This window comes from Flavobacterium sp. 245 (assembly GCF_004362055.1).
Taxonomy (GTDB): domain Bacteria; phylum Bacteroidota; class Bacteroidia; order Flavobacteriales; family Flavobacteriaceae; genus Flavobacterium.
In genome coordinates this window covers 131764-155086 of record NZ_SNXB01000001.1, presented here as the reverse complement: position 1 = coordinate 155086, position 23323 = coordinate 131764, and the positions used below count along the sequence as shown (strand labels likewise).

Annotated in this window: 18 protein-coding genes; 10 read left to right on the top strand and 8 right to left on the bottom strand. The window is 33.2% G+C overall.

What is annotated here, in order from left to right; all coding sequences use genetic code 11:
* Nucleotides 1-39: 39 nt before the first annotated feature.
* The 3 genes from EV145_RS00615 to EV145_RS00605 all read right to left on the bottom strand — a co-directional run bounded on the left by EV145_RS00615 (nucleotide 40) and on the right by EV145_RS00605 (nucleotide 2626).
* Nucleotides 40-663, bottom strand: coding sequence for a bifunctional nuclease family protein (locus EV145_RS00615; RefSeq protein WP_133523313.1), 624 nt, complete (start codon nucleotides 661-663; stop codon nucleotides 40-42).
* A 161-nt stretch (nucleotides 664-824) separates the two neighbouring features.
* On the bottom strand, nucleotides 825-1793 hold the full coding sequence (locus EV145_RS00610) for an electron transfer flavoprotein subunit alpha/FixB family protein (RefSeq protein WP_133523312.1): 969 nt from the start codon (nucleotides 1791-1793) through the stop codon (nucleotides 825-827).
* 86 nt (nucleotides 1794-1879) lie between these two features.
* Nucleotides 1880-2626 carry an electron transfer flavoprotein subunit beta/FixA family protein gene (locus EV145_RS00605; protein WP_133523311.1) on the bottom strand — a complete coding sequence of 249 codons (747 nt, stop codon included), beginning with the start codon at nucleotides 2624-2626 and terminating at the stop codon, nucleotides 1880-1882.
* 492 nt (nucleotides 2627-3118) lie between these two features.
* On the opposite strand from EV145_RS00605, the gene EV145_RS00600 reads away from it, so the two are divergent.
* From EV145_RS00600 to EV145_RS00580, 5 genes are all read left to right on the top strand, one after another.
* Nucleotides 3119-4096 carry a pyruvate dehydrogenase complex E1 component subunit beta gene (locus EV145_RS00600; RefSeq protein ID WP_133523310.1) on the top strand — a complete coding sequence of 326 codons (978 nt, stop codon included), beginning with the start codon at nucleotides 3119-3121 and terminating at the stop codon, nucleotides 4094-4096.
* Between the two features lie 64 nt (nucleotides 4097-4160).
* Nucleotides 4161-6665: a DUF5686 family protein gene (locus EV145_RS00595; protein WP_410501073.1), complete on the top strand. Its 2505-nt coding sequence runs from the start codon at nucleotides 4161-4163 to the stop codon at nucleotides 6663-6665.
* Between the two features lie 129 nt (nucleotides 6666-6794).
* The gene (locus EV145_RS00590) at nucleotides 6795-7394 is read left to right on the top strand and encodes a DNA-3-methyladenine glycosylase family protein (protein ID WP_133523309.1); all 600 of its coding nucleotides are present in this window, start codon (nucleotides 6795-6797) and stop codon (nucleotides 7392-7394) included.
* Between the two features lie 111 nt (nucleotides 7395-7505).
* Complete coding sequence (locus tag EV145_RS00585; protein ID WP_035645638.1) at nucleotides 7506-8036, top strand: inorganic diphosphatase; 531 nt, start codon at nucleotides 7506-7508, stop codon at nucleotides 8034-8036.
* 112 nt (nucleotides 8037-8148) lie between these two features.
* Nucleotides 8149-10701: a sodium-translocating pyrophosphatase gene (locus EV145_RS00580; protein WP_133523308.1), complete on the top strand. Its 2553-nt coding sequence runs from the start codon at nucleotides 8149-8151 to the stop codon at nucleotides 10699-10701.
* An 86-nt stretch (nucleotides 10702-10787) separates the two neighbouring features.
* On the opposite strand, the gene EV145_RS00575 is transcribed toward EV145_RS00580, so the two are convergent.
* The 4 genes from EV145_RS00575 to EV145_RS00560 all read right to left on the bottom strand — a co-directional run bounded on the left by EV145_RS00575 (nucleotide 10788) and on the right by EV145_RS00560 (nucleotide 13024).
* Entirely contained in the window at nucleotides 10788-11156 is a 369-nt protein-coding gene (locus tag EV145_RS00575) for a type II toxin-antitoxin system HigA family antitoxin (protein ID WP_133523307.1), read from the bottom strand.
* A gap of 1 nt (nucleotide 11157) precedes the next feature.
* Complete coding sequence (locus tag EV145_RS00570) at nucleotides 11158-11487, bottom strand: type II toxin-antitoxin system HigB family toxin (RefSeq protein ID WP_243739181.1); 330 nt, start codon at nucleotides 11485-11487, stop codon at nucleotides 11158-11160.
* A 107-nt stretch (nucleotides 11488-11594) separates the two neighbouring features.
* Complete coding sequence (locus tag EV145_RS00565; RefSeq protein ID WP_089052568.1) at nucleotides 11595-12209, bottom strand: deoxynucleoside kinase; 615 nt, start codon at nucleotides 12207-12209, stop codon at nucleotides 11595-11597.
* Nucleotides 12209-13024, bottom strand: coding sequence for a hypothetical protein (locus tag EV145_RS00560; protein ID WP_133523305.1), 816 nt, complete (start codon nucleotides 13022-13024; stop codon nucleotides 12209-12211). Before EV145_RS00560 ends, EV145_RS00565 begins: the two co-directional genes overlap by 1 nt.
* Before the next feature lie 236 nt (nucleotides 13025-13260).
* On the opposite strand from EV145_RS00560, the gene EV145_RS00555 reads away from it, so the two are divergent.
* The 4 genes from EV145_RS00555 to EV145_RS00540 all read left to right on the top strand — a co-directional run bounded on the left by EV145_RS00555 (nucleotide 13261) and on the right by EV145_RS00540 (nucleotide 20840).
* The gene (locus EV145_RS00555) at nucleotides 13261-14178 is read left to right on the top strand and encodes a GLPGLI family protein (protein WP_133523304.1); all 918 of its coding nucleotides are present in this window, start codon (nucleotides 13261-13263) and stop codon (nucleotides 14176-14178) included.
* A gap of 30 nt (nucleotides 14179-14208) precedes the next feature.
* Nucleotides 14209-16896 (top strand): carboxypeptidase-like regulatory domain-containing protein, encoded by a 2688-nt coding sequence (locus EV145_RS00550; RefSeq protein ID WP_133523303.1) that lies wholly within the window; start codon nucleotides 14209-14211, stop codon nucleotides 16894-16896.
* Nucleotides 16897-16987: 91 nt separating this feature from the next.
* Complete coding sequence (locus EV145_RS00545) at nucleotides 16988-19228, top strand: hypothetical protein (protein WP_133523302.1); 2241 nt, start codon at nucleotides 16988-16990, stop codon at nucleotides 19226-19228.
* A gap of 145 nt (nucleotides 19229-19373) precedes the next feature.
* Nucleotides 19374-20840, top strand: a complete 1467-nt coding sequence (locus tag EV145_RS00540; protein WP_133523301.1) for a M28 family metallopeptidase — start codon at nucleotides 19374-19376, stop codon at nucleotides 20838-20840.
* 130 nt (nucleotides 20841-20970) lie between these two features.
* Here EV145_RS00540 and metK read toward each other — a convergent pair whose 3' ends face one another.
* Nucleotides 20971-22221: a methionine adenosyltransferase gene (gene metK, locus EV145_RS00535; RefSeq protein ID WP_133523300.1), complete on the bottom strand. Its 1251-nt coding sequence runs from the start codon at nucleotides 22219-22221 to the stop codon at nucleotides 20971-20973.
* 842 nt (nucleotides 22222-23063) lie between these two features.
* Here metK and EV145_RS00530 point away from each other — a divergent pair.
* Nucleotides 23064-23249: a hypothetical protein gene (locus EV145_RS00530; protein ID WP_133523299.1), complete on the top strand. Its 186-nt coding sequence runs from the start codon at nucleotides 23064-23066 to the stop codon at nucleotides 23247-23249.
* Nucleotides 23250-23323 lie beyond the last annotated feature (74 nt).

Sequence of the window (23323 nt, the reverse complement as noted above, 5' to 3'; positions counted from 1 at the left end):
GATTTAACGAATAAACAAATCAACGATTAAACAATATTTCTATCTTTTTGAGATTTCGTCTCTAATTTTTGCTGCTTTTTCGTAATCTTCTTGAGAAACAGCTTGATCTAAAAGCTCATTCAATTCTTGAAGACTATGTTTTGCATAAACATCTCCAGATTGATTGGTTTCTTCTTCGTGACCAAAAGTCTCCGGATTAGAAAGTACATCATCAATTTCTTGAGAACCTTGATCTGTGTCGGCCGTATTTGATTTTAAATAAATTCCGGCTTTGTCAAGAATATTTTTATAAGTGAAAATCGGTGCGTTGAAACGTAAAGCTAGTGCAATTGCATCAGAAGTTCTGGCATCGATAATTTCTTCAATTTTGTCTCTTTCACAGATTAAGCTGGAGTAAAAAACACCATCAACAAGTTTATGAATAATTACTTGTTTTACGACAATATCAAATCGCTCAGCGAAATTTTTGAATAAATCGTGCGTTAATGGGCGAGGAGGTTTTATTTCTTTTTCTAAGGCAATAGCAATCGATTGGGCTTCAAAAGCGCCAATTACGATAGGTAGTTTTCTTTCACCATCAACTTCGTTCAAAATTAAAGCATAAGCGCCATTTTGAGTTTGACTGTATGAAATTCCTTTTATAGATAATTTTACTAGACTCATATATGATTGTAAAAAGGGCACTTAAGCCACATTTTAATACTATTTTTGATTGGAAAATAAAGCTGCAATTTTAATCAAAAAATATGGAACAAAAAAGCTGCCTTAAAACAAAGATACGATTATCTTGTTTTTAGGCAGCTATATTAGTAAGAATTCTTAAATTAAGAATGCTGTGCTTTAAAAGCTTTTAATTTCTCAGTTAATTGAGGTACAATTTCAAAGGCATCACCAACAATTCCGTAGTCAGCCACTTTAAAGAAAGGAGCTTCAGGGTCACTATTGATTACTACTTTTACTTTTGAAGAGTTGATTCCGGCAATATGCTGGATTGCTCCTGAAATACCTATTGCAATATATAAATTTGTTGCAACCGGTTTTCCTGTTTGTCCAACGTGTTCGCTGTGAGGTCTCCATCCTAAGTCAGAAACTGGTTTAGAACATGCTGTTGCAGCACCCAAAACTTCAGCTAAGTTTTCAACTAATCCCCAGTTTTCTGGACCTTTCAATCCGCGTCCGCCAGAAACTACGATATCAGCATCAGCGATAGAAACTTTTCCGGTTACTTTTTCAACAGATTCTACTTTTACACCAAAGTCATTATCACCAATTGATGGATTGAAATCTTCAGCAGCTGCAGCTCCTGCGCTTTCAAAAATTCCGTAAGAGTTTTTTGCTAAACCAAGAACTTTTACATCGGTGTCGATTTGTGTAATGTTGAAAGCTTTGTTAGAGAAAGCATTTCTTTTTACTTGAAATGGAGAAGTGCTTAATGGCAATCCTACAACATTTGAAGCAAAACCAGCATTTAATGACACTGCAACTAATGATGAAAGGTAAATGCTATCTGTTGTAGAAGAAAGCAAAACTACTTTTGTTCCTTCTTTTTCAGCAGCTTGTTTGATGACATCGGCGTAAGCCTTTGCTGTAAAACCAGCTAATTTATCGTTGTTTACTTTTAGAACTTTATCAACTCCGTATTTGCCTAATTCGCTTACATCACTGATATTTACAGTTAAAGCTGTTACAGTAGTTCCTAATGATTCTGCTACTTTCTTAGCGTAAGAAGCTAATTCGAAAGCAACTTTTTTAAATTTTCCTTCTGCAGATTCTGCATATATTAATATTGACATGATTTTTTTGTTTAGAGGTTATTAGTTTCAGGTTTCAGGTTTCAAGTTGTAAACTGAGGCTGAAAACCGAGACTGAAAACTGTTTACTAGATTACTTTCGCTTCGTTGTGTAATAAATTGATTAACTCATCTAAATTATCTGCAGAAACTAATTTCACTGCTGATTTTGGAGCTGGTTTTTCAAATTTTACCGCTTTTGTATTTATTGGAGCGTCAACTGGCTCAAGAATAGTTAGCGCTTTTGTTCTTGCAGTCATAATTCCTCTCATGTTTGGAATACGAAGATCTTTTTCTTCAACAAGACCTTTTTGGCCACCAATAATTAAAGGAAGTGTAGTGCTTACAGTTTCTTTTCCACCATCAATTTCACGAACTGCTTTTACATTGTTTCCGTCAACAGTTACACTTGTACAAGAGTTTAAGAAGTTAGAACCTAAAATTCCAGCAATCATTCCAGGAACCATTCCACCATTATAATCTAAAGATTCTTTTCCTGCAATTACAAGATCGTAACCTCCATTTTTAATAACTTCTGCTAATTGTTTAGCAACAAAAAAACCATCAGTTGGATTAGCGTTTACACGAATCGCTTCGTTTGCACCAATTGCTAATGCTTTACGTAAAGTTGGCTCAGTATCAGGACCTCCAACGTTAACAACAGTTACAGTTGCTCCTTGTTGTTCTTGAAACCAAATTGCACGTGTTAAACCAAATTCGTCATTTGGGTTTATTACATATTGTACACCATTGGTATCAAATTCTGAATCACCATTGGAGAAGTTAATTTTTGAAGTAGTATCAGGCACATGGCTGATGCAAACCAATATTTTCATAAGTATATATTTTGAATTTGTAATATGCTTTGACAAATTTAGAAATTAAAATCGGAATAATATACTATGCATGCATAATATTTTTTAAAAACTATTACGTTTTCGAAGATTATGAAATTTGGCGTGCCTTTTGGCTCTTTAGAAAATTAAAAATTCAGCTATTTCATCTGATTCTTAGTAATTTCATAATTGCGAAAGGCCGTTCAGCTGTTAAAATTGAAGTGAATTTATACTAGATTTTGATTTGTTTCGTTTTAAAGAAGCTAAATTGAAAATTATAATTACACAAATAAGAGCGCATTTGTATAAAAAGTGCTTTTTGGAATAGAATAATAACAATTATATCGATTTCGTAAATAGCGCCACACCTTTTAAAAAGTTAAAAGGTACAGAAGAGGATAAAGTTCCTGCGATTTTAAACTTAATTTATGCTTTTAAGTGATTTAAAATATTTATTTTTGCTCTTCAGAAAATTCAACATACAATATAAATATGAGAACAATACAATTTAGAGAGGCCATTTGTGAAGCGATGAGCGAAGAAATGCGTCACGATGAATCCATATATTTAATGGGCGAAGAAGTTGCAGAATACAACGGAGCATATAAAGCTTCAAAAGGAATGCTTGCTGAGTTTGGCGAAAAAAGAGTAATTGATACTCCAATTGCAGAGCTTGGTTTTACAGGAATTGCAGTAGGTTCTGCAATGAATGGTAACAGACCGATTGTAGAATATATGACATTCAACTTCTGTTTAGTAGGTATTGATCAAATTATAAATAATGCTGCTAAAATGCGCCAAATGACTGGTGGACAATTTAATGTGCCAATCGTTTTCCGCGGACCAACTGCTTCTGCAGGTCAATTAGGAGCAACTCACTCTCAGGCTTTAGAAAACTGGTTTGCAAATACACCAGGTCTTAAAGTTGTAGTTCCTTCAACTCCTTATGATGCAAAAGGACTTTTAAAATCAGCAATTCGTGATAACGATCCTGTAATTTTTATGGAATCTGAGCAAATGTATGGTGATAAAGGTGAAGTGCCAGACGGAGAATACACAATTCCATTAGGTGTTGCTGATATTAAACGTGAAGGAACAGATGTAACTATTGTTTCTTTCGGAAAAATCATTAAAGAAGCTTTTATTGCTGCTGATGAATTAGCTAAAGAAGGAATTTCATGTGAGATTATCGATTTAAGAACGGTTCGTCCAATGGATAATGAAGCGATCTTGAAATCAGTTAAGAAAACAAACCGTTTAGTAATTCTTGAAGAAGCTTGGCCATTTGCAAGTATCTCTTCTGAAATCACTTATATCGTTCAGGAACAGGCATTCGATTTCCTTGATGCGCCAATTCAGCGTATCACAACAGCTGATACTCCTGCGCCTTACTCTCCTGTATTGCTGAAAGACTGGTTGCCAAACGCTGGTGATGTAGTAAAAGCAGTAAAGAAAGTAATGTACAAATAAAAAAATCAACAATACTTATAAAACTTCATCAGTCATATTCATTGATGAAGTTTTTTTTTGCCAAATGATAAAAAGAATAATTTTACTCAGCCTATTTTTTGTATTCGCCTTTGTGAATCTTGGAACTGCACAAACAAAAGTGAGTGGAATTGTTTTGGACAAATCAAATCAGCCGATACCTTTTGCAAATGTCGTTTTCAAAGGTTCTAATACCGGAATCGTTTCTAACGAAGATGGACGTTTTTATCTGGAATCACCTAATACTTATACTGCTTTATTAGTAAGTTCTGCTGGATTTTCGGATAAAGAGGTTCCTTTGGAAAAAGCAGTTAATTATAATTTCAAAATTGTTTTAGGCGAAGCCGAAGCACTTAATGAAGTGGTAATTTATACCGGAAAAACCTCTAAGAAAAACAATCCGGCATTGGATATTTTGAGGAAAATTTGGGAACGAAAACGTAAAAACGGACTCTACCAGTTCAATCAATATCAAATGCAGAAGTACGAAAAAGTCGAGTTCGACATGAACACGATTGACAGTGCTTTGATGAAAAACAAACTTTTCAAAGGAATGGAGTTTGTGTTTGAACATGTTGATACTTCTGATGTTACTGGTAAAACGTATTTGCCAATTTTTATCAACGAATCGGTTTATGATGTTTACGGCGATAACAAATTAAAGAAAGTAAAAGAAAATATTACGGGGAATAAAATGTCTGGTTTCAACGGAAATCAGCAAATTCTATCTTTCGTAAAAGACCTTTATTCCGATTATAACATTTACGATAATCATCTTAAATTTTTTGACAAAAGTTTCACAAGTCCGCTTTCAAGAACCGGAATAGATGTCTATAATTATGTTCTGAAAGACAGTGCTTATATCGACAAAAAATGGTGTTATAATATTGTTTTTTATCCGAGAAGAAAAAATGAATTGACCTTTAAAGGTGATTTTTGGGTAAACGATTCCACTTTTGCCATCAAGAAAATTAATATGGGCGTAACAAAAAGTGCCAATATTAACTGGGTGAAAGATATTTATATCGAACAGGAATTTGAAGTCGAGAATGATTCCGTTTTCCTTTTGACACGTGACTACATGATGTCTGATTTTGCTTTAAATAAGAAAGAAAAATCAAAAGGAGTGTATGGAAAACGAACGACTTTATACAGAAATCATAAATTCAATATTCAGAAACCAGAGAAGTTTTATAAAGAAGAAGTCAATTTTATAGATAATGCCGTTTACGACCGTCCTCCCGAATTCTGGGATGAAAATCGTTTTGAGAAATTAAACAAAGACGAAGCAGGAATTTATAAAATGCTGGATACTTTACAGACCGTCAAGCGATTTAAACAATTATATAGTCTGGTCTCCATTTTAGGAAGCGGTTATGTCGAGTTTAAAAACTTTGATTTTGGACCTATTTTCTCCACATTTGGTTACAATGAAGTAGAAGGTTTAAGGATACGCGCCGGTGGCCGAACGTATTTTGGGCCAAATGATCCATGGCGTGTACAAGCCTATACTGCATATGGTTTTGATGATAACAAATTTAAATATGGCGTTTCTGGAAAATGGATGGTTGATAAGAAAAAACGAATCATTATTTCTGGGGGAAATAGGCGTGATATTGAACAAATTGGTGCTAGTTTAACCACTACAAATGATATTTTGGGACGAAGTTTTGCGTCTTCTGCGTTATTTACAACGGGAAGCAACGGAAAATTAACCAATATTAATTTGAGTAATGTTTCTTTTGAAATTGAGCCTAAAAAGAATTTTATTGTCCAAACCGGTTTTTCATATAGAACCTTAGAATCGGCATCAAAAACATTTAGTTTAGATTATTATACTACTTTGCCAAGTCCTTCAAATCCTGCGGGAGTTGTAGAAAGTAAAGTAAGACAGTCAGAAGCTAATATCCAGTTTGAGTATATGCCAAACCGAAAAACTATTGGTTATGGAGTAGAAAGAAGTTTGGTTGATAGCCCTTTTAGTCACTTTTTTGTGAATTTCAGTTATGGATTAAAAGGTGTTTTTGAAAGTGATTTTGCTTACGAAAAAATTCAGCTTTATTATAAACAGCCAATCATTATTGGCCCTCTGGGAAGATCAAATATTATTCTTGAAACCGGTAAAACATTTGGAACAATTCCGTTAGGTTTAATGAGTGTTATTCCGGGTAACCAGACGTATTGGACGATTGAAAATACATTCAGTAACTTGAATTTCTACGAATTCATTACAGATCAATATACAACTTTACAATGGAACCATGATTTTGGTGGAAGATTATTTGCCAGAGTTCCTTTTATGAGAAAATTGAATTGGAGAGAATTTATTGGAATAAAAGCGGTTCATGGAACTATTTCTGATGCGAATAGAGCGATAAATGCTTCAGGCCAACCCTATAATGCACCTGAAAATGTGTATTGGGAATATAATGCCGGAATTGGTAATATTTTCAAAGTTTTTCGTATTGATTTTTCTTGGAGAGGAAGTTATCTAAATGCTCCAGATGCTAATAAATTTGCAGTAAAAGGATCGTTTGGGTTTTATTTTTAATAGAAAAAGCCTGCAGTTTAATAATCTCGCAAAGACGCCAAGTCGCTAAGTTTTAAATTCTTTGCGTCTCTGCGTCTTTGCGAGATTCTTTTTTTATTTAATTTTGAATGAGATTTAAGAGTAAAAAAAATGCAGGAAGCCATCGATTTTCTAATCACTAAAAATCCGATTTTTCAGGAAATAATCGAAAAGTACGGATTGCCTCCAATTCCGAAACGTCCACAGGGTTTTGAGACTTTGGTATTGCTGATATTGGAACAGCAAGTTTCTGTAGATTCGGCGAAAGCCACATTTTTAAAAATCAAAGCTTATACAACTTGCAATCCTGAAACAATGGCAATTTTGTCCGATGAAGAATTTAGGAATCTTGGTGTAAGCCGTCAGAAAACAAAATACATTAAAATTTTAGCAGAAGCTGTTTTAAATAAAGAACTTGATATCGAAAGCCTTCCATTAAAATCGGCAAAACAAGTCCGGGAAGAGCTTATTAAGCTAAAAGGAATTGGAAACTGGACAATTGATATTTATTTAATGTTTTGCCTTAAAGAGCCAGATTTGATTCCGCTTGGCGATATTGCAGTAATAAATACCATAAAAGAATTACTGAATATTCATGACAAACAGGAAATGGAAATTCACTCTGAACAATGGAGTCCGTATCGATCTTATGCAACCTATTTGCTCTGGCATTATTACTTAAAAAAGCGAAATAGAACAATTACTTATTAAATGCTTGTTTTTTAATAGATAATGCCGATAATTTAACCTGTTTTTTTATTGTAAAAATAGAATGTTTGGTTACTTTTGCAACCGAAATTATAGATATAATAAAAAACGAAAATGACCGCAGACAAACTAACGACTTTCGATGTATTAATCGAAATACCAAGAGGAAGCAGAAATAAATACGAGTACGATTTTGAGATCAAAAGAATGCGTTTCGACAGAATGTTATTCTCTTCAATGATGTACCCAGCTGATTATGGATTTATTCCAGAAACTTTAGCACTTGACGGAGATCCTCTTGATGTATTGGTTTTAGTAAACGAACCAACTTTTCCTGGATGTGTAATGGAAGTTAAGCCAATTGGTGTTTTCCACATGGCAGATGATAAAGGACCAGATGAAAAAATTATTTGTGTACCAGTTTCAGATCCAATCTGGAATTCATTAAATGATCTTTCAGACATCAATCCACACTTAGTAAAAGAAATCGAGCATTTCTTCCAAGTTTATAAAGATCTTGAAAACAAAAAAGTTGATGTTGAAGGATGGGGAGACGTAAACGAAGCTTATGCAATTATTGCAGAGTGTACAAAGCGTTTTGATGACATTGAAAACAAACCAGAGGGATTATTTAGCATTAAATAATTTTTACCCTATTCTATTATAAAAAAAGCAATACTCCGTCAGGAGTATTGCTTTTTTGTTTAAATTCGTTTCAGTTAGATTGTTGACTATTAACCAAAACCATTAAAATATTATGAATGCATTTATGATTTACCTGCCAATAGTTATGGCAGTTTTAGGATTACTTTTCATGGGAATAAAAAGGACTTGGGTTTTAAAACAAGATGCCGGAGACGGTAAGATGAAAGAGATTTCAGATTACATCTACGAAGGAGCCTTAGCCTTCCTAAAAGCCGAATATAAACTATTGACCATCTTTGTAATTGTTGCGAGCATAGCTTTAGCAGGAATTACTTTTATTCCGGGAGTAAAAACACATTTATTTATAGTAATTGCATTCATTTTTGGAGCGTTATTTTCAGCTTATGCAGGAAACATAGGAATGAAAATCGCGACCAAAACAAACGTTAGAACAACGCAAGCAGCACGTACAAGTTTACCTCAAGCTTTGAAAGTTTCTTTTGGCGGAGGAACTGTAATGGGGCTTGGTGTTGCAGGATTAGCAGTTTTAGGCTTAACAGCTTTTTTTATAATTTTCTTTAATTTATTATCTGGTGGCGTTTGGAAAGATACTGAAACAATGACAGTTGTTTTAGAAACTTTAGCTGGGTTTTCTCTTGGTGCAGAATCTATTGCATTGTTTGCCAGAGTTGGAGGCGGAATTTATACCAAAGCTGCTGACGTTGGAGCAGATTTAGTGGGTAAAGTTGAAGCGGGAATTCCAGAAGATGATCCTCGTAATCCAGCAACAATCGCTGATAACGTGGGCGATAACGTTGGTGACGTTGCAGGTATGGGAGCTGATTTATTTGGATCTTATGTGGCGACAGTTTTAGCAGCAATGGTTCTTGGGAATTATGTTATAAAAGATATGGGCGGAAGCATTAATGATGCTTTTGGAGGAATTGGACCAATTTTACTTCCGATGTCAATTGCTGGTTTCGGAATCTTGTTTTCAATTATTGGAACAATGCTAGTAAAAATTTCAGATGATAATGCTAAAGAAGCTCAAGTTCAAAAAGCATTAAATATAGGTAACTGGGTTTCTATTGGTTTAACAGCGATTGCTTGCTACTTTTTAGTGCAACACATGTTGCCAGAAGTAATGACAATGGAATTTTTTGGAGAAGGTGCACAGCAAATTTCTTCATTACGTGTTTTCTATGCTACTTTAGTCGGATTAGTTGTGGGTGGAGCTATTTCATCTGTAACAGAATATTATACAGGATTAGGGACAAAACCAGTTATGGCAATTGTTCAAAAATCTTCAACAGGAGCAGGAACAAACGTTATTGCAGGTTTGGCAACGGGAATGATTTCTACTTTCCCAACTGTCTTGTTGTTTGCAGGAGCAATTTGGATTTCTTATGCTTTGGCAGGATTTTATGGAGTGGCGCTTGCTGCTTCGGCAATGATGGCTACGACTGCAATGCAATTAGCAATTGATGCTTTCGGGCCAATTTCTGATAATGCTGGAGGAATCGCTGAAATGAGCGAATTACCAAAAGAAGTTCGTACCAGAACAGATATTTTAGATTCAGTTGGAAATACAACTGCTGCAACTGGAAAAGGATTTGCAATCGCATCTGCAGCTTTAACTTCATTGGCTTTATTTGCTGCGTATGTAACGTTTACAGGAATTGACGGAATTAATATTTTTAAAGCGCCAGTTTTAGCCATGTTATTTGTGGGCGGAATGATTCCGGTAGTTTTCTCAGCTTTAGCGATGAATTCTGTTGGAAAAGCAGCTATGGATATGGTTTATGAAGTGCGTCGTCAGTTCAAAGAAATTCCAGGAATTATGGAAGGAACTGGAAAACCAGAATACGGTAAATGTGTTGAAATTTCTACAAAAGCAGCATTACGTGAAATGATGCTTCCAGGAATTTTGACTATTGGTTTTCCAATTGCAATTGTGCTTTTAGGTAAATTGGTTTATTCAGATAATAATCAGCTAATTGCTGAAATGTTAGGAGGATATATGGCTGGAGTTACGGTTTCTGGAGTACTTTGGGCAGTTTTTCAGAACAATGCGGGAGGTGCTTGGGACAATGCTAAAAAATCTTTTGAAGCTGGAGTAATGATCAACGGCGAAATGACTTATAAAGGTTCTGATGCGCATAAAGCTGCAGTAACTGGAGATACAGTTGGAGATCCGTTCAAAGATACTTCTGGGCCATCAATGAACATTTTAATTAAACTGACTTGTTTGATTGGGTTGGTTGTTGCGCCAATTTTAGGTGATGGACATTCGTCTTCAGGGATGGCAGAAAAAGGATCTTGCTGTGTTAAAACAGAAGTGCATGCCGGTGGTGTTTCTAAATGTGGTGATTTGTCTGGAATGACTAAAGAAGAATGCGCTAAAATGTGCAAAGAAAAAGGTTGCACGGTAGAAGAAACTGCTAAATGCTTAGCACATTATGATGCAAACGGAAAATTTGTTCACCAAAAAACAGATTGTTTTGACACAAGCAAATACGAGAAAAAAGCGGTTCGTATTGAATTGAAAAATGAAAATGGAAAAACCATTGGAACAGTTACAAAAACAGAAAATGGTAAAACAACAACTGAAGTTTATGAAGGAACTGAAGCTGAAGTAAAAGCTAAGATTGAAGCTGTAAAATAAGAATAATTTGAAAGCTTTGTCAAAGTTTTAAACTTTGCAAAGTTTTTAGAAATAAAAATGCCTCTAAATAATTTTAGAGGCATTTTTTATTGATTTAAACTATATTCTTTGATTAAAGTTGAAGCCGGAATATGAAGAGCTTCAGTTAAAACTCTGATTTGTTTTATTGTTAGGGCTCTTTTTCGGTTAAATAATTCCGATACTCTTGAACGGCTGTTTAGAATAATTCCTAAATCAGCATCAGTTAATCCATTTTGTTCCATCATGAATTTTATAGCTTCTATAGGATCAGGTTCTGGAATTGGAAAATGAATTTGTTCGTATTTTTCTATAAGAGTTACTAATATATCTAGCTCATCAGCTTCAATAGAGTTAGGTTTAGCATCAAAAATTAAATTGACTCTTTCTAATGCTAAATTGTAGTCTTGTTCTGTTTTTATAGGCTTTATATTCATCTTATAAATTTTTAATATCTTTTAAATTATCATATTCACTATGTGTTCCAATAAAAAGAATATACACAATTTGTGTGTCGTAATTTATTTTAACAATCAAGCGATAGTGATTACCGCAAATATTGAAGACTACTTTATTATTGCCTACAAAATCTGCAGTACCAAAAGAAGATTTTATAACGTTAGAATTTGCAAAATTATTTTTATCAAAAACTTGATACCAAGCCAAAAGCTGTTGTTTAGAATTTGGAAATCTTTCCCAAAAATTTTGCAGTGTCCTTTTTGCTATTATTCTCATAATTACTTTTACAAATGTAATGATTTTTCCCAAATAGGGAAATTTATTTATTCGCAATAAATGTAAGAAAATATTTAAAAAAAAATAGAAAATGCCTCTAAATAATTTTAGAGGCATTTTTTATATCAAGTAAATTGTGTTTAAAACAATCCGTTTAATTCAGCATCGATTCTATTAATGATGTTTCCTAAATCTTCAGGATTGTCGACAAAATTAATGTTGTCAACATCAATAATTAATAGCTTTCCTTTAGTATAAGTCTGAATCCAAGCTTCATATCTTTCGTTTAATCGGCTTAAATAATCAATAGAAATGGAGTTTTCGTACTCGCGTCCGCGCTTGTGAATTTGTCCCACTAAATTCGGGATAGAACTTCTTAAATAAATCAATAAATCTGGAGCTTTTACCAGTGATTCCATCAATTCAAATAAAGAAGTATAATTTTCGAAATCACGGCTTGTCATCAATCCCATCGAATATAAATTGGGGGCAAAAATATAAGCATCTTCGTAAATCGTTCTGTCCTGAATGATTTTTTTACCGCTTTCGCGAATTTGCTGCACCTGACGGAAACGACTATTCAAGAAATAGATTTGTAAATTAAATGACCAACGCTCCATTTGGTGGTAAAAATCGTCTAAATATGGATTATCAACCACATCTTCATAATGAGGTTCCCATTTAAAGTGTTTGGCTAATAATTTGGTCAAGGTGGTTTTTCCTGCGCCGATATTTCCTGCTATTGCTATGTGCATTACGGTGTTACGATTTTATAATTTACAATTTCTTTAGCTGTAAAAATAGATAAAATTTGGTCTTTGTAATAGAAATTGTCAAACGATTTTTCTAAAATTTCAATTTCCGAAATTATAGTGGTTTTCTCTTTGCTAATGTTCCTTAAATACAACAGATTACCTTTGCTGAAAATATATTTTTGAGCATCAATTATTTCGATTTTATCAAAATCTGATACATTTCCAAGGCTTGTGGTTTTTCCAAAAATATCGCATGAATACCAGTTGTTTTTTTTATCAATCCAATAAAAAGTATTAAAATCGGTCTGGTAATATTTAATAGAATCCGTCAATGGAATAGAAACCGTTTTGTATTCATTTTTTAAATAATCAAACAGTCCAATTTGCTGGTTCAGTGCATTGTAAATCCATAATTGATTTTGAGTTGACATGCCAATTGCGCTTACGACAATTGGAGTAGAATTTAATGAAAAATTGATTTCGGTAATTTTATTCAACTGATTATCTAGTAAAACAACAGTATTGAAATCTTCATAATACAAAACTATTTTCAGCGGATTTTGTAAGTCAGTTTTTGTGATTCTTCCTAAAGAAACATTTTTATATTCAAAAACTTCATTTCCTTTAAATTTACTAAAAATATTATTGCTGATCTGATAACTAAATCCGAATGAATCTTGACCTAAATATTCATCAGCAGTATTGCTTAAATGAGAAATTTGAGTTGCATTTATTTTTGGATTTTGTGCCGAAAGAACGGTCGGAATAACAGCAATTAAAAGAAAAAATAAAATATTTATTGCTGTTTTAGTCATGGTTTTTTTGGGTTTCGGTCGCGCCAAATTACAAAAAACCTTATTATAAATATTTAAAAAGAGCAGATTTTGCTGTTTTTGCCATTTAAACCTTTCTCAATCGTAATAGTCTAAACAATAGAGCGTTCTGTCTATGTGTTAGAAGCATTGATATATTATATTTTTAGTATTTTAAAATTAATGATACATTTGGATGTACGTTTTATACAATTTGCTCAATTTAAAATAAAATGAAAATGAAAAAAGTGATTTTTTATATGTCTTTAATGCTTGTGTTTACTCAGATGCAGGCACAGAAAGATTTTCAGGGAATGGCCGTTTATGAGTCAAAAACACAAGCGCCTAAACTTGACGGAATGCGTCCGGGAAACCGAGACATTACGCCCGAAATGCAAAAAAACATGGAAGAGCGAATGAAAAAAATGCTGGAAAAAACCTTTATTTTAAATTTTGATAAATCGGCTTCAATTTATAAAGAAGAAGAAAAGCTCGATGCTCCTGGACAACAGCAAGGTGGTATGCGTATTATGATGAATTCGTTTATGGGAGGCGGAGGCACTTTTTATAAAGATGTAAAAAGCAAGTCGTATACGGTTGATAAAGAATTTATGGGGAAAGAGTTTTTAGTAATTGATTCTTTGCCAAAACTAAACTGGAAAATGGAATCTGAAACTAAGCAAATTGGCGGTTATACTTGCTACAAAGCAACAGCTGTTAAGGAAGCAAGTAAAACTGATTTTAGAAATTTCAGACCAAAAAGCGACAGTGATAAAAAACCTGAAGAGAAAAAAGACGACGCTAAGAAAACTTCTGGCGAAACCAAAACTAACTTTCAGGATAACTTCGAAATTCCTAAAGAAATTATTATAACAGCTTGGTATTCTCCAGAAATTCCGGTTAGCCAAGGTCCAGAAACTTATTGGGGTCTTCCAGGTTTGATTTTGGAAGTAAATGATGGAAGAACAACTATTTTATGTTCAAAAATTGTTTTGAATGCCAAAGATAAAGTTGAAATAAAAGCACCTACAAAAGGAAAAACAATTTCTCAGAAAGATTACGATGAAACAGTAATCAAAAAAATGGAAGAGTTTAGAGAAATGAACCGTGGTCGTGAAGGCGGTCCAGGTGGTGGCCCAGTAATGATCAGACGATAATTGTAAGCAAATCATCTTTTAGTTTTCTCCATGAAAAATCTACTTTTTTATGTCATTTTTTTAATGACCTCGATATCTTTTGCACAAAGTGTCCGATTTGACGGCGTTATTCAGGACGAACAGAAAAATCCGTTGGAAATGGCTAATATTATGGCTGTTAATAACGGAACCAAAGCAATGGATTCCTATGGTATTACAAACGATAAGGGAAAGTTTCAGCTGACTTTAAAGCCAAACACTTCCTATACAATTAAGGTGAGTTATCTTGGAATGAAATCTAAAGAAATAGCAATTTCAACCAATACAGAAAATTTCGTTCAGAATATTGTTATGGACGGCGCGGGAATTGAACTTGAAGGTGTTGAAATTGTGCGTGAAATGCCGGTTTCAATAAAAGGCGATACCATTGTTTACAATGCTGATTCCTTTAAATCTGGAACAGAAAAAAAGCTGGAAGATGTCTTGAAAAAATTGCCTGGCGTCGAGGTAAATGCTGATGGTGAAATTGAGGTTGAAGGGAAAAAAGTCAGCAAATTAATGGTTGAAGGCAAAGATTTTTTTGACGGAGATACTAAACTAGGCGTTAAAAACATTCCAGCTGATGCGATTGATAAAATTCAGGTTTTAAGAAATTACAATGAAGTTAGTCAGCTAAAAGGCCTTGAAAATGATCAGGATAATGTTGCTATGAATATCAAGCTGAAATCGGGTAAAAAGAACTTTTGGTTTGGAGATGTTACTGCCGGAGTAGGCGTTGCAGAACTTGACAGCCGTTATGTTATTAATCCGAAATTATTTTATTACAGTCCAAAATACAGCATTAATTTAATTACGAATTTCAATAATATTGGCGAATTGCCTTTGACTGCACAGGATTATTTCAAATTTACGGGAGGTTTCAAAAATATGATGAAAAAAGGCGGAAGCAATTTTAACGTTTCGTCAAATGATATAGGAATTTCAATTTTAAGAAACAATCGGGCTAAAGAAATTGAAACAAAATTTGGTGCGACTAATTTTGCTTATTCGGTTACAAAAACATGGAATATTAGTGGTTTCGGAATTCTTTCCACTTCAAAAACAGATTTAGAAACCAAATCGCAGACAACGATTTTAGACTCAGGCGATCAGCAGAAACGTGATGAAAACACACATCAAAAAAATAATTTGGGGCTTTTTAAATTAAGTTCAACGTATAAACCAAATGATAAATTTCAGTTTGATTATGACATCTTAACCAAATTATCAAAACAAGATGAAGATACTGATTTGCTTCGTGAATCGGTTGTAAATAATGTTTCTTCACTGGAAACTATTTTGACTCAAAAAAAGCAGGATCCAACATCAGTAAATCAAAATTTAAGCTTGTATTATACACAAAGCGAGAAGAATATTTTTGCTTTTGAAATGCAGCATTTATATCAGGACGAAAATCCGTTTTATAATGCCAATCTTCGTTCACAGCCTTTTGATTTGGCGGGATATATTTCAGGGCAAAATCGTAATGATTTGAATCAGGACCGTTTTGTAAAGACAAATAAAGTGGATGCAAAACTGGATTACTATTATATGGTAACGCCAAAAAGCAATTTCAATGTTACTTTAGGAAACACCTATTCGTACCAAAATTTTAATTCGCATATTTTTCAGATGCTGGACAACGGAGATAAAAATGATTTGAATGCAGCAGAAAATAATAATGACGTAGATTATAGATTCAATGACGCTTTTTTAGGATTTCATTATAAAATATTGACTGGAAAGTTTACTTTGACGCCGGGAGTAAGTTTACATTCTTACCAAATGACAAACGGGCAGCTGGGAACAGATTATTCGCAAAGTTTTACAAAAGTTTTACCTGATTTCTTTGCTTTGTATCAAATCAAAAAATCAGAAACACTGACTTATAATTTCTCATTGTCAAATGATTTTACCGATATTAATCAGCTTGCGGCGGGTTATGTTTTGTCTGATTACAGCAGTTTGTTCAGAGGAAATCGTTTTTTAGAAAATGCAACTTCACAAGTACACTCGCTTCGTTATTTTAAATACAATATGTTCAATTTTGAAAATATTTTTGCAAACGCAACATACACTAAAAAAGTGGATGCCATAAAAACGAAAGCAAACTTTGACGGAATTAATCAGTCTTCTGTTCCATACAATTCTAATTTGGCCGATGAAACGCTAAGCGGCATGGGAAGTTACGGACGTTCTTTTTTAAAGAATTATAAAGCATCGGCAACTGCAAGTTTGAATTGGTCAAAATTCAATAATATTCAGAATAATGTTTTGTCAACAACAGAAAGTTTTACCCAAAGTTACACCGTAAAAGCAGCAACAAATTATAAAAACTTACCCAATTTAGAGCTTGGATATAATGCCTTAATTAATCAATACAGCGGTTCGACTTATTATACAGACAAGCCTTTTGCGAGATTAGATTATTATTTCTGGAACAGTTTTTCATTTGTTTCTGAGTATGAATTCTACCATTATTATAATGGCGACAAAACGGTTGATAACGAATATGACTTTTTAAGTGCCAGTTTAGTCTATCAGAAAAAAGACAGCAAATGGGAATATAAAGTATCGGCGACGAATTTGTTAAATACAACTTATCTTAACGATGACAGCTTCTCGCAGTTTTCTACACGAGTTTCACAATACACTGTTCAGCCCCGTTATATCATCTTTTCAATGAAATATAATTTGTAGTATTTTAATTGCAAATTATAATATTTAGGTATTGTATTTCATTTTAAACAAATATCTTTACGCTTAATTATTACCACAAAAAATAATAATCATGCGTAATTTTATTTGGAGTTTATTGCTCGTATTTTCTGGAATTTTTGTTTCTGTTTCTCAAACCAAAGGAATAGAAAAAGGAACTTATATATCAACAAATAAAGGAGAAAAGATTAAATTAAATTTATTAGATGATAATAAATTTGAGCTTGTTTTTTATAGTGGTGATTATGTGATAAAAGGAGATTCGTTGTTATTTGTTAAAAAAGAAAAATCTGAAAGTAATTTTGATCTTGCTTATGTATTCGATAAAAAGGCAAAAAAAATAAAAATTAAGTTTCCAGATTCGTCTTATTATTCCACTTATATAGGTACACAAAAGGGTTCTGAAGATGTTGTTTACCAAAGACTTTCTGATATCAAAACAAAAACAGATCCGAATTGGGAAAAAACAGATTTAGAATTTGAAATTGAAAAAACAGACTACTTATACTTGGTCTATGAAGATTATGATGGTAAAAGCACTGTCTGTAAATATGCATTGCCAAAGGACGTTTCTGAAGTAACAGTCAATTATGAGTATGCAGTTGGCGATTTGAAAATTGGCGGATATTTTGACAGAAAAACAAATGAATTAAAGATTTCTGAATCTGCAGGCAAAAATCCTTTGGTGTTTTTAAATGAAAAAAATCCTCAGCCAGAAAAAGCAAAAAAAGTAATTCCTGTTGAAAACCAAATAATTTCAAATTGGACTTATCCAGGCAAAGAAGTGGTTTTGGCATCGGAAGATTTTGGTTCGCTTGGAAGTCCGGTGGATAGTACTGCTGTTGGAGATTATACAGTTGATCCTCCTGCGGTTCCTTCACAATATGATTTTAAATTTAAAATCGAAAACAATTTAAAAAATGCATTATCTGCCACAAAAGAATCAAAAATCAAATTTTTAGCACTTTATACCAATAACAATAAAACTTTAGGAAAAGAAAATTTTGATGCCTTTATAAAAGATCAAGAAACGCAAACTGGATATAATATGTATGATGGCTACAATCCGGTTTATGATGTTTACAATTATTATTTGGCTGGCGCCGATGATAAAAAATGGCTCAAAAATAACAAGATAACAAATGATCCAAGTATAGTAGTTTTAAATGGAGAGGGCGATATTTTAGCAACTTCAAAATCTGATTTATTAGATCAGAGTTATCAATTTGGTTATTACGGTGATTTTTATAAAAAACTGCAACGTGCAAATGCTTTCGTTTATATTGACAAGATCTTCAAAAATAAAAAAGCAACAGATGCAGATTTGATTAGAGCTTTTAATAGAGCTGCGGTTTTAGAGATTTCATACGATTATGATTCTCCAGTGGAAGATCCAAACTCTAAGGAATTTGTAATGAGCAAGACTTCTCTAGATAAAAAAACAGTTGCACAGACTTGGAAAAACTTGATTGAAGCACATCAAAAAGATAAAAAGCCAGACATGTATCTAGTCGAAACGATTGTAAAAGAAATCAAAAATCAAGGATTTACAAAACAGCTTTTTAACGAAGACAGAATCCTTAATGATACTGATTTTTTAGCAATTGATTATCTGCTAAAACATTCCGAAGAAATTGAAAACAACCGCGCAGAATTCAATACTAAGGAAGGTGAAGTGCACAATTTAGGAAATGTAATTTCTGAAATTTCAGCAGCATTGCAGTCTAATACCTATATTGCTCAAGATAAATCTTCTGCCGATATAAATAAGGATAAGAATATCTCAATTTATAAAAAGATAATTGCTTTAGGAAAAGGAAATTTTGAATCGTACAGCAATTATTTTCAATATTTAAACAATACAGAAGATGCAGAGGCATCTAATGTTGATTTCTTAAAAGAGTTCAGCACTTATTTTAATTCTAATTTGACAACATCTAATCCAATCGAAAAATTAGATACAATGTATTCGGCTTTAGATCCAACTTCTCCATATGCATACGATGGATGGAATTCTTTTAAAGAGTATCATTCTAATCTTTGCAATAACGCAGCATGGTCAGTAGTGCTGCAGCCGCAAAATGCTAATTTTTTAAAGGAAGCTATTAAATGGTCTGAATATAGTTTAGTTGTAACCAAGAACAATTCGTACTATTTAGATACTCTGGCACAATTGTACTACAAAGACGGTCAGAAGCAAAAAGCAATCGAAACACAAACCTTGGCGGTTAAATTTGTAAATGCTGTGACAGAACCAGAAACTGCAGCTGATATTAAAGAGACTTTAATCAAAATGCAAAACGGAACCTATTAAGATTTAATAGTTGTGAAAAATGCAATGGCTGTCAGTATTGACAGCCATTTTTATTTAATAATCGTTGCTATTCTCTGTTTTTGATGTTAAAAAATCAACGTTTTTGCCTTGAATTGATTAAGTTTGGATTATAAAATTAAAATGTATGAAAAACAAATTGATCCTTGTTTTACTTGCCTCTAGCGCAGTGACTTTTGCACAGGCAGTTAAAAAACCATTAGTTTCGGCAATAACTGATAAAGATCTTAGAACCGATATGTATCAAATGGCCGGCGACCACTTTAATGGCCGTGAAGCTGGAACTCTTGATGAATTAAAAGTATCGATGTGGCTTGCCAATAAGGCTAAAGAAGCCGGAATGGCCCCAGCGGGAGATGATGGAACGTATTTTCAGTTTTTTGATATGTACAGACATCAGGTTACGCCAAATACAAAGTTTAAAATTGGCCAAAAAGAATATAAATTATGGAAAGATGTTCTGGTTGCAGAAACGACGAACATAAAAGTTGAAGGATCCTTAGTATATTTAGGAGCAGCAACAAAAGAAGAAATCGAAAAAGCTGATATTAAAGGAAAAGCGGTTGTTTTATTAGCTTCAAAAGAAGGAATTGCAGATGATATTTCTCTTTTTGACAGACGTTATCCAGGATTGGTAAGAAATAAATATTATGATCTTGTTGTAAAAAAAGGTGCCGTAGCACTTATTATGGTTGCTGACGAATTAGCAGAACAAAGCTGGTCTCAGGTTGAACCACAAATGACAAGAGGAATTTATGGAATTGAAGGTTTTCGCGATAAAATAGGTGCTACAATGCCTGTTTTTTGGGTTCACGGAGATCAATTAGACTATTTAAAAACGACTAAAGATATTTTATCGACAGAAGTAGTTTCGGAAACCTATAAATACCCATCTGTAAATATCGTAGGTACAATTGCAGGAACTGATCCAAAGTTGAAAAATGAATATGTCCTTTTTAGTGGGCATCAAGATCACGATGGAGTACGTCAAAAATATGGTCAAGATTCAATTTATAATGGTGCAGATGATAATGCAAGTACTTGTGTAGCGATGCTCGCAATTGCAAGAGCGTATAAAAAACAGCCAGGAAAAAGAACTGCTTTATTTGTGTTTCATGGTTCTGAAGAGCGTGGTTTGTTAGGATCGAGATGGTATGCGGCGCATCCTACAGTTCCAGAAAAAGATATTATTGCAGTTTTAAATGGTGATATGATTGGTAGAAATAATGTAAATCAAGCAGCTTTATTAGGTTCTAGTTCTCCTCATGAAAATTCATCTGATTTGGTAGCAATTGCTAAAAAAGCAAATGACGAAGGGCCAAAATTTGATTTAGATAAACTTTGGGACAGACCAGAGCATCCGGAGTATTTTTACTTCCGTTCAGATCATTTGCCTTATGCAAGAAAAGGAATTCCTGCGGTTTTCTTTACAAGTGTGCTGCACAGTCAATATCATACTCCAATGGATGAATCTGAAAATATTGATTACGTAAAACTGCGTAAAATGACAGAATGGATGTACCGTACGGGCTGGATTTTGTCAAACGATGTTAATCGTCCTAAAACATTACCAAATGTAAAATTGGAAAGATAAAAGAAAATTTGATAAAAATAAAAGACCCGATTTCAAGAAATAGAAATCGGGTCTTTTTATGTTTAAGATTAAAGTAGTTGTCTAAAATTCTAAAATTCTAACAATCTAAGTTAGTCTAAGTAGTCTAAAATTACAATCCAAATGCAGCTTTTACTTGGTCAACAAAATCAAGTTTTTCCCATGTAAACAATTCAACAGTAACTGTTTTTTCGTTTCCGCCTGGAGCAGAGAAAGTTTTAGTAACCGTTTCTGGTTTACGACCCATGTGTCCGTAAGCAGCAGTTTCACTATAAATAGGGTTTCTTAATTTTAAACGTTGTTCGATAAAGTAAGGACGCATATCAAAAATAGCTTCTACTTTTTTAGCGATTTCACCGTTAGTTAAGTTTACTTTAGAAGTTCCATAAGTTTCAATGAAAATACCCATTGGCTCAGCAACTCCAATTGCGTAAGAAACCTGAACTAAGATTTCGTCAGCAACACCTGCAGCAACTAAGTTTTTAGCAATATGACGTGTAGCATAAGCAGCACTTCTATCTACTTTACTTGGATCTTTTCCAGAGAATGCACCACCACCGTGAGCACCTTTTCCACCGTAAGTATCAACAATAATTTTTCTTCCTGTTAAACCAGTATCTCCGTGAGGTCCTCCAATAACGAATTTTCCTGTTGGGTTAATGTGGTAGTTGATTTTATCGTTGAATAAATGAGCGTGCGTTGGGTTTTTAGCGATAATTCTCGGAATCAAGATTTCGATAATATCTTTTTTGATTTTAGCAAGCATTGTAGCTTCTTCATCAAAATCATCATGTTGAGTTGAGATAACAATTGCATCAATACGAGTTGGTTTGTTATCGTCGCTGTATTCTAAAGTCACCTGAGATTTAGCATCTGGACGTAAATAAGTGATTTCTTTATTTTCACGTCTTAAAATAGCTAGCTCTTGTAATAATTTATGAGATAAATCAAGTGCCAATGGCATGAAGTTTTCAGTTTCGTTTGTAGCGTAACCAAACATCATTCCTTGATCTCCTGCGCCTTGTTCTTCTGGCTTAGCTCTGTCAACACCTTGGTTAATGTCTGCAGACTGCTCGTGAATTGCTGAAAGAATTCCACAAGAATTCGCTTCAAACATATATTCACTTTTAGTATATCCAATTTTACGGATTACCTCACGTGCAATTTGCTGAACATCAAGATAAGTGTTCGATTTAACTTCACCTGCTAAAATAACCTGACCTGTTGTAACTAATGTTTCACAAGCTACTTTTGAATCAGCGTCAAATGCCAAAAAGTTGTCAATTAATGCATCCGAAATTTGATCTGCAACTTTGTCTGGATGCCCTTCACTAACAGATTCTGACGTAAATAAATAAGCCATAATAATGTATTAAATTAAAATTAAGCGAGGAAAATAATTGCTAAAAAGGGCTAAAGGAGAGTTTCTGCTTTAGCATTTTTTACTGCTGAAAATAATCTTTCAGCACTCATAACGAACCATTTCATTATGAAGAGGTTGCAATCAGTTCAAATTTTTCCTCTGTATTCGGGTGCAAAGGTATAAAACCATTTTGATTTGCAAATTAAAGTTCAACTTTTTTTATTTTTTTAAGCAGAAATTTAACAGTAACATACTAATTTGATAGGGCAATAGAAAATATTTTGCTTTTTGTTTGGCCGATTAAAAATAAGTTCGCAACTTTGCCTCGTTAAAATAAAAGAAACAAATGAAATTTACAGTTTGCAATATGATGTCTTGTATGATGCCGGAACTATCCGCAGAGACTCTGTTGTAAATTTTTTTCAAAAATAGATATAGAACCTCTGCTTAGTGCAGAGGTTTTTTTTTGCTCAAAAGGGAAAAATGGTAAAAAAGATATCAGTATATAAATGGACTGATAAGTTTAAAATAAAATGCCTGTCTTTATTAAGGAAGAAAAAAAATAGTAAGAAAAATTGATTTTTAATTTGGTGGTTAAATAAATACTTATTACATTTACTCTATCGAATTAGTCGAATTTAAAAAAGCAATTCAAACATTAATATAAATGAAAACAATAGCAAATAATAATATGATGATGTGTTGTCAGATGATGCAAATGTGCATCCCAATTTGCTGTTGCCAAAAGTAAAAGTTAAATCTTGGTTTTAGTTAGAACTAAAAGCCCTTTTGGTAGCCATCCGAAAGGGCTTTTTTAATTTCAACACTTAAATTTTCAAATTATGAAAACACTAAATTCAATCGCAATAGAGTATTTATTGAGAAACGATTCTCAAAAAAACAATAATAAGTCAGAAGACATAACTAGAGAAGTCGTCAGAATAAATGCAGAGCAGCATATAAAAACTCAAAAATCATTATTGTTTCAAATGTATGACCTCGAAGAACAAGAAAGTTTTCTTGTTTAAAGGAGTTTCAGCATCAATTTCAAAAAACAACATAAATATTATATATAGTATCAACAATATTTAAAAAATTAGAA

Coding starts and splice junctions, on each gene's coding strand:
- EV145_RS00540 (WP_133523301.1), top strand. CDS start 19,374: ATGAAAAACAAATTGATCCTTGTTTTACTTGCCTCTAGCGCAGTGACT.
- EV145_RS00595 (WP_410501073.1), top strand. CDS start 4,161: ATGATAAAAAGAATAATTTTACTCAGCCTATTTTTTGTATTCGCCTTT.
- EV145_RS00560 (WP_133523305.1), bottom strand. CDS start 13,024: ATGACTAAAACAGCAATAAATATTTTATTTTTTCTTTTAATTGCTGTT.
- EV145_RS00575 (WP_133523307.1), bottom strand. CDS start 11,156: ATGAATATAAAGCCTATAAAAACAGAACAAGACTACAATTTAGCATTA.
- EV145_RS00545 (WP_133523302.1), top strand. CDS start 16,988: ATGCGTAATTTTATTTGGAGTTTATTGCTCGTATTTTCTGGAATTTTT.
- EV145_RS00605 (WP_133523311.1), bottom strand. CDS start 2,626: ATGAAAATATTGGTTTGCATCAGCCATGTGCCTGATACTACTTCAAAA.
- EV145_RS00555 (WP_133523304.1), top strand. CDS start 13,261: ATGAAAAAAGTGATTTTTTATATGTCTTTAATGCTTGTGTTTACTCAG.
- EV145_RS00550 (WP_133523303.1), top strand. CDS start 14,209: ATGAAAAATCTACTTTTTTATGTCATTTTTTTAATGACCTCGATATCT.
- EV145_RS00585 (WP_035645638.1), top strand. CDS start 7,506: ATGACCGCAGACAAACTAACGACTTTCGATGTATTAATCGAAATACCA.
- EV145_RS00590 (WP_133523309.1), top strand. CDS start 6,795: ATGCAGGAAGCCATCGATTTTCTAATCACTAAAAATCCGATTTTTCAG.
- EV145_RS00615 (WP_133523313.1), bottom strand. CDS start 663: ATGAGTCTAGTAAAATTATCTATAAAAGGAATTTCATACAGTCAAACT.
- EV145_RS00580 (WP_133523308.1), top strand. CDS start 8,149: ATGAATGCATTTATGATTTACCTGCCAATAGTTATGGCAGTTTTAGGA.
- metK (WP_133523300.1), bottom strand. CDS start 22,221: ATGGCTTATTTATTTACGTCAGAATCTGTTAGTGAAGGGCATCCAGAC.
- EV145_RS00610 (WP_133523312.1), bottom strand. CDS start 1,793: ATGTCAATATTAATATATGCAGAATCTGCAGAAGGAAAATTTAAAAAA.
- EV145_RS00600 (WP_133523310.1), top strand. CDS start 3,119: ATGAGAACAATACAATTTAGAGAGGCCATTTGTGAAGCGATGAGCGAA.
- EV145_RS00565 (WP_089052568.1), bottom strand. CDS start 12,209: ATGCACATAGCAATAGCAGGAAATATCGGCGCAGGAAAAACCACCTTG.
- EV145_RS00530 (WP_133523299.1), top strand. CDS start 23,064: ATGAAAACACTAAATTCAATCGCAATAGAGTATTTATTGAGAAACGAT.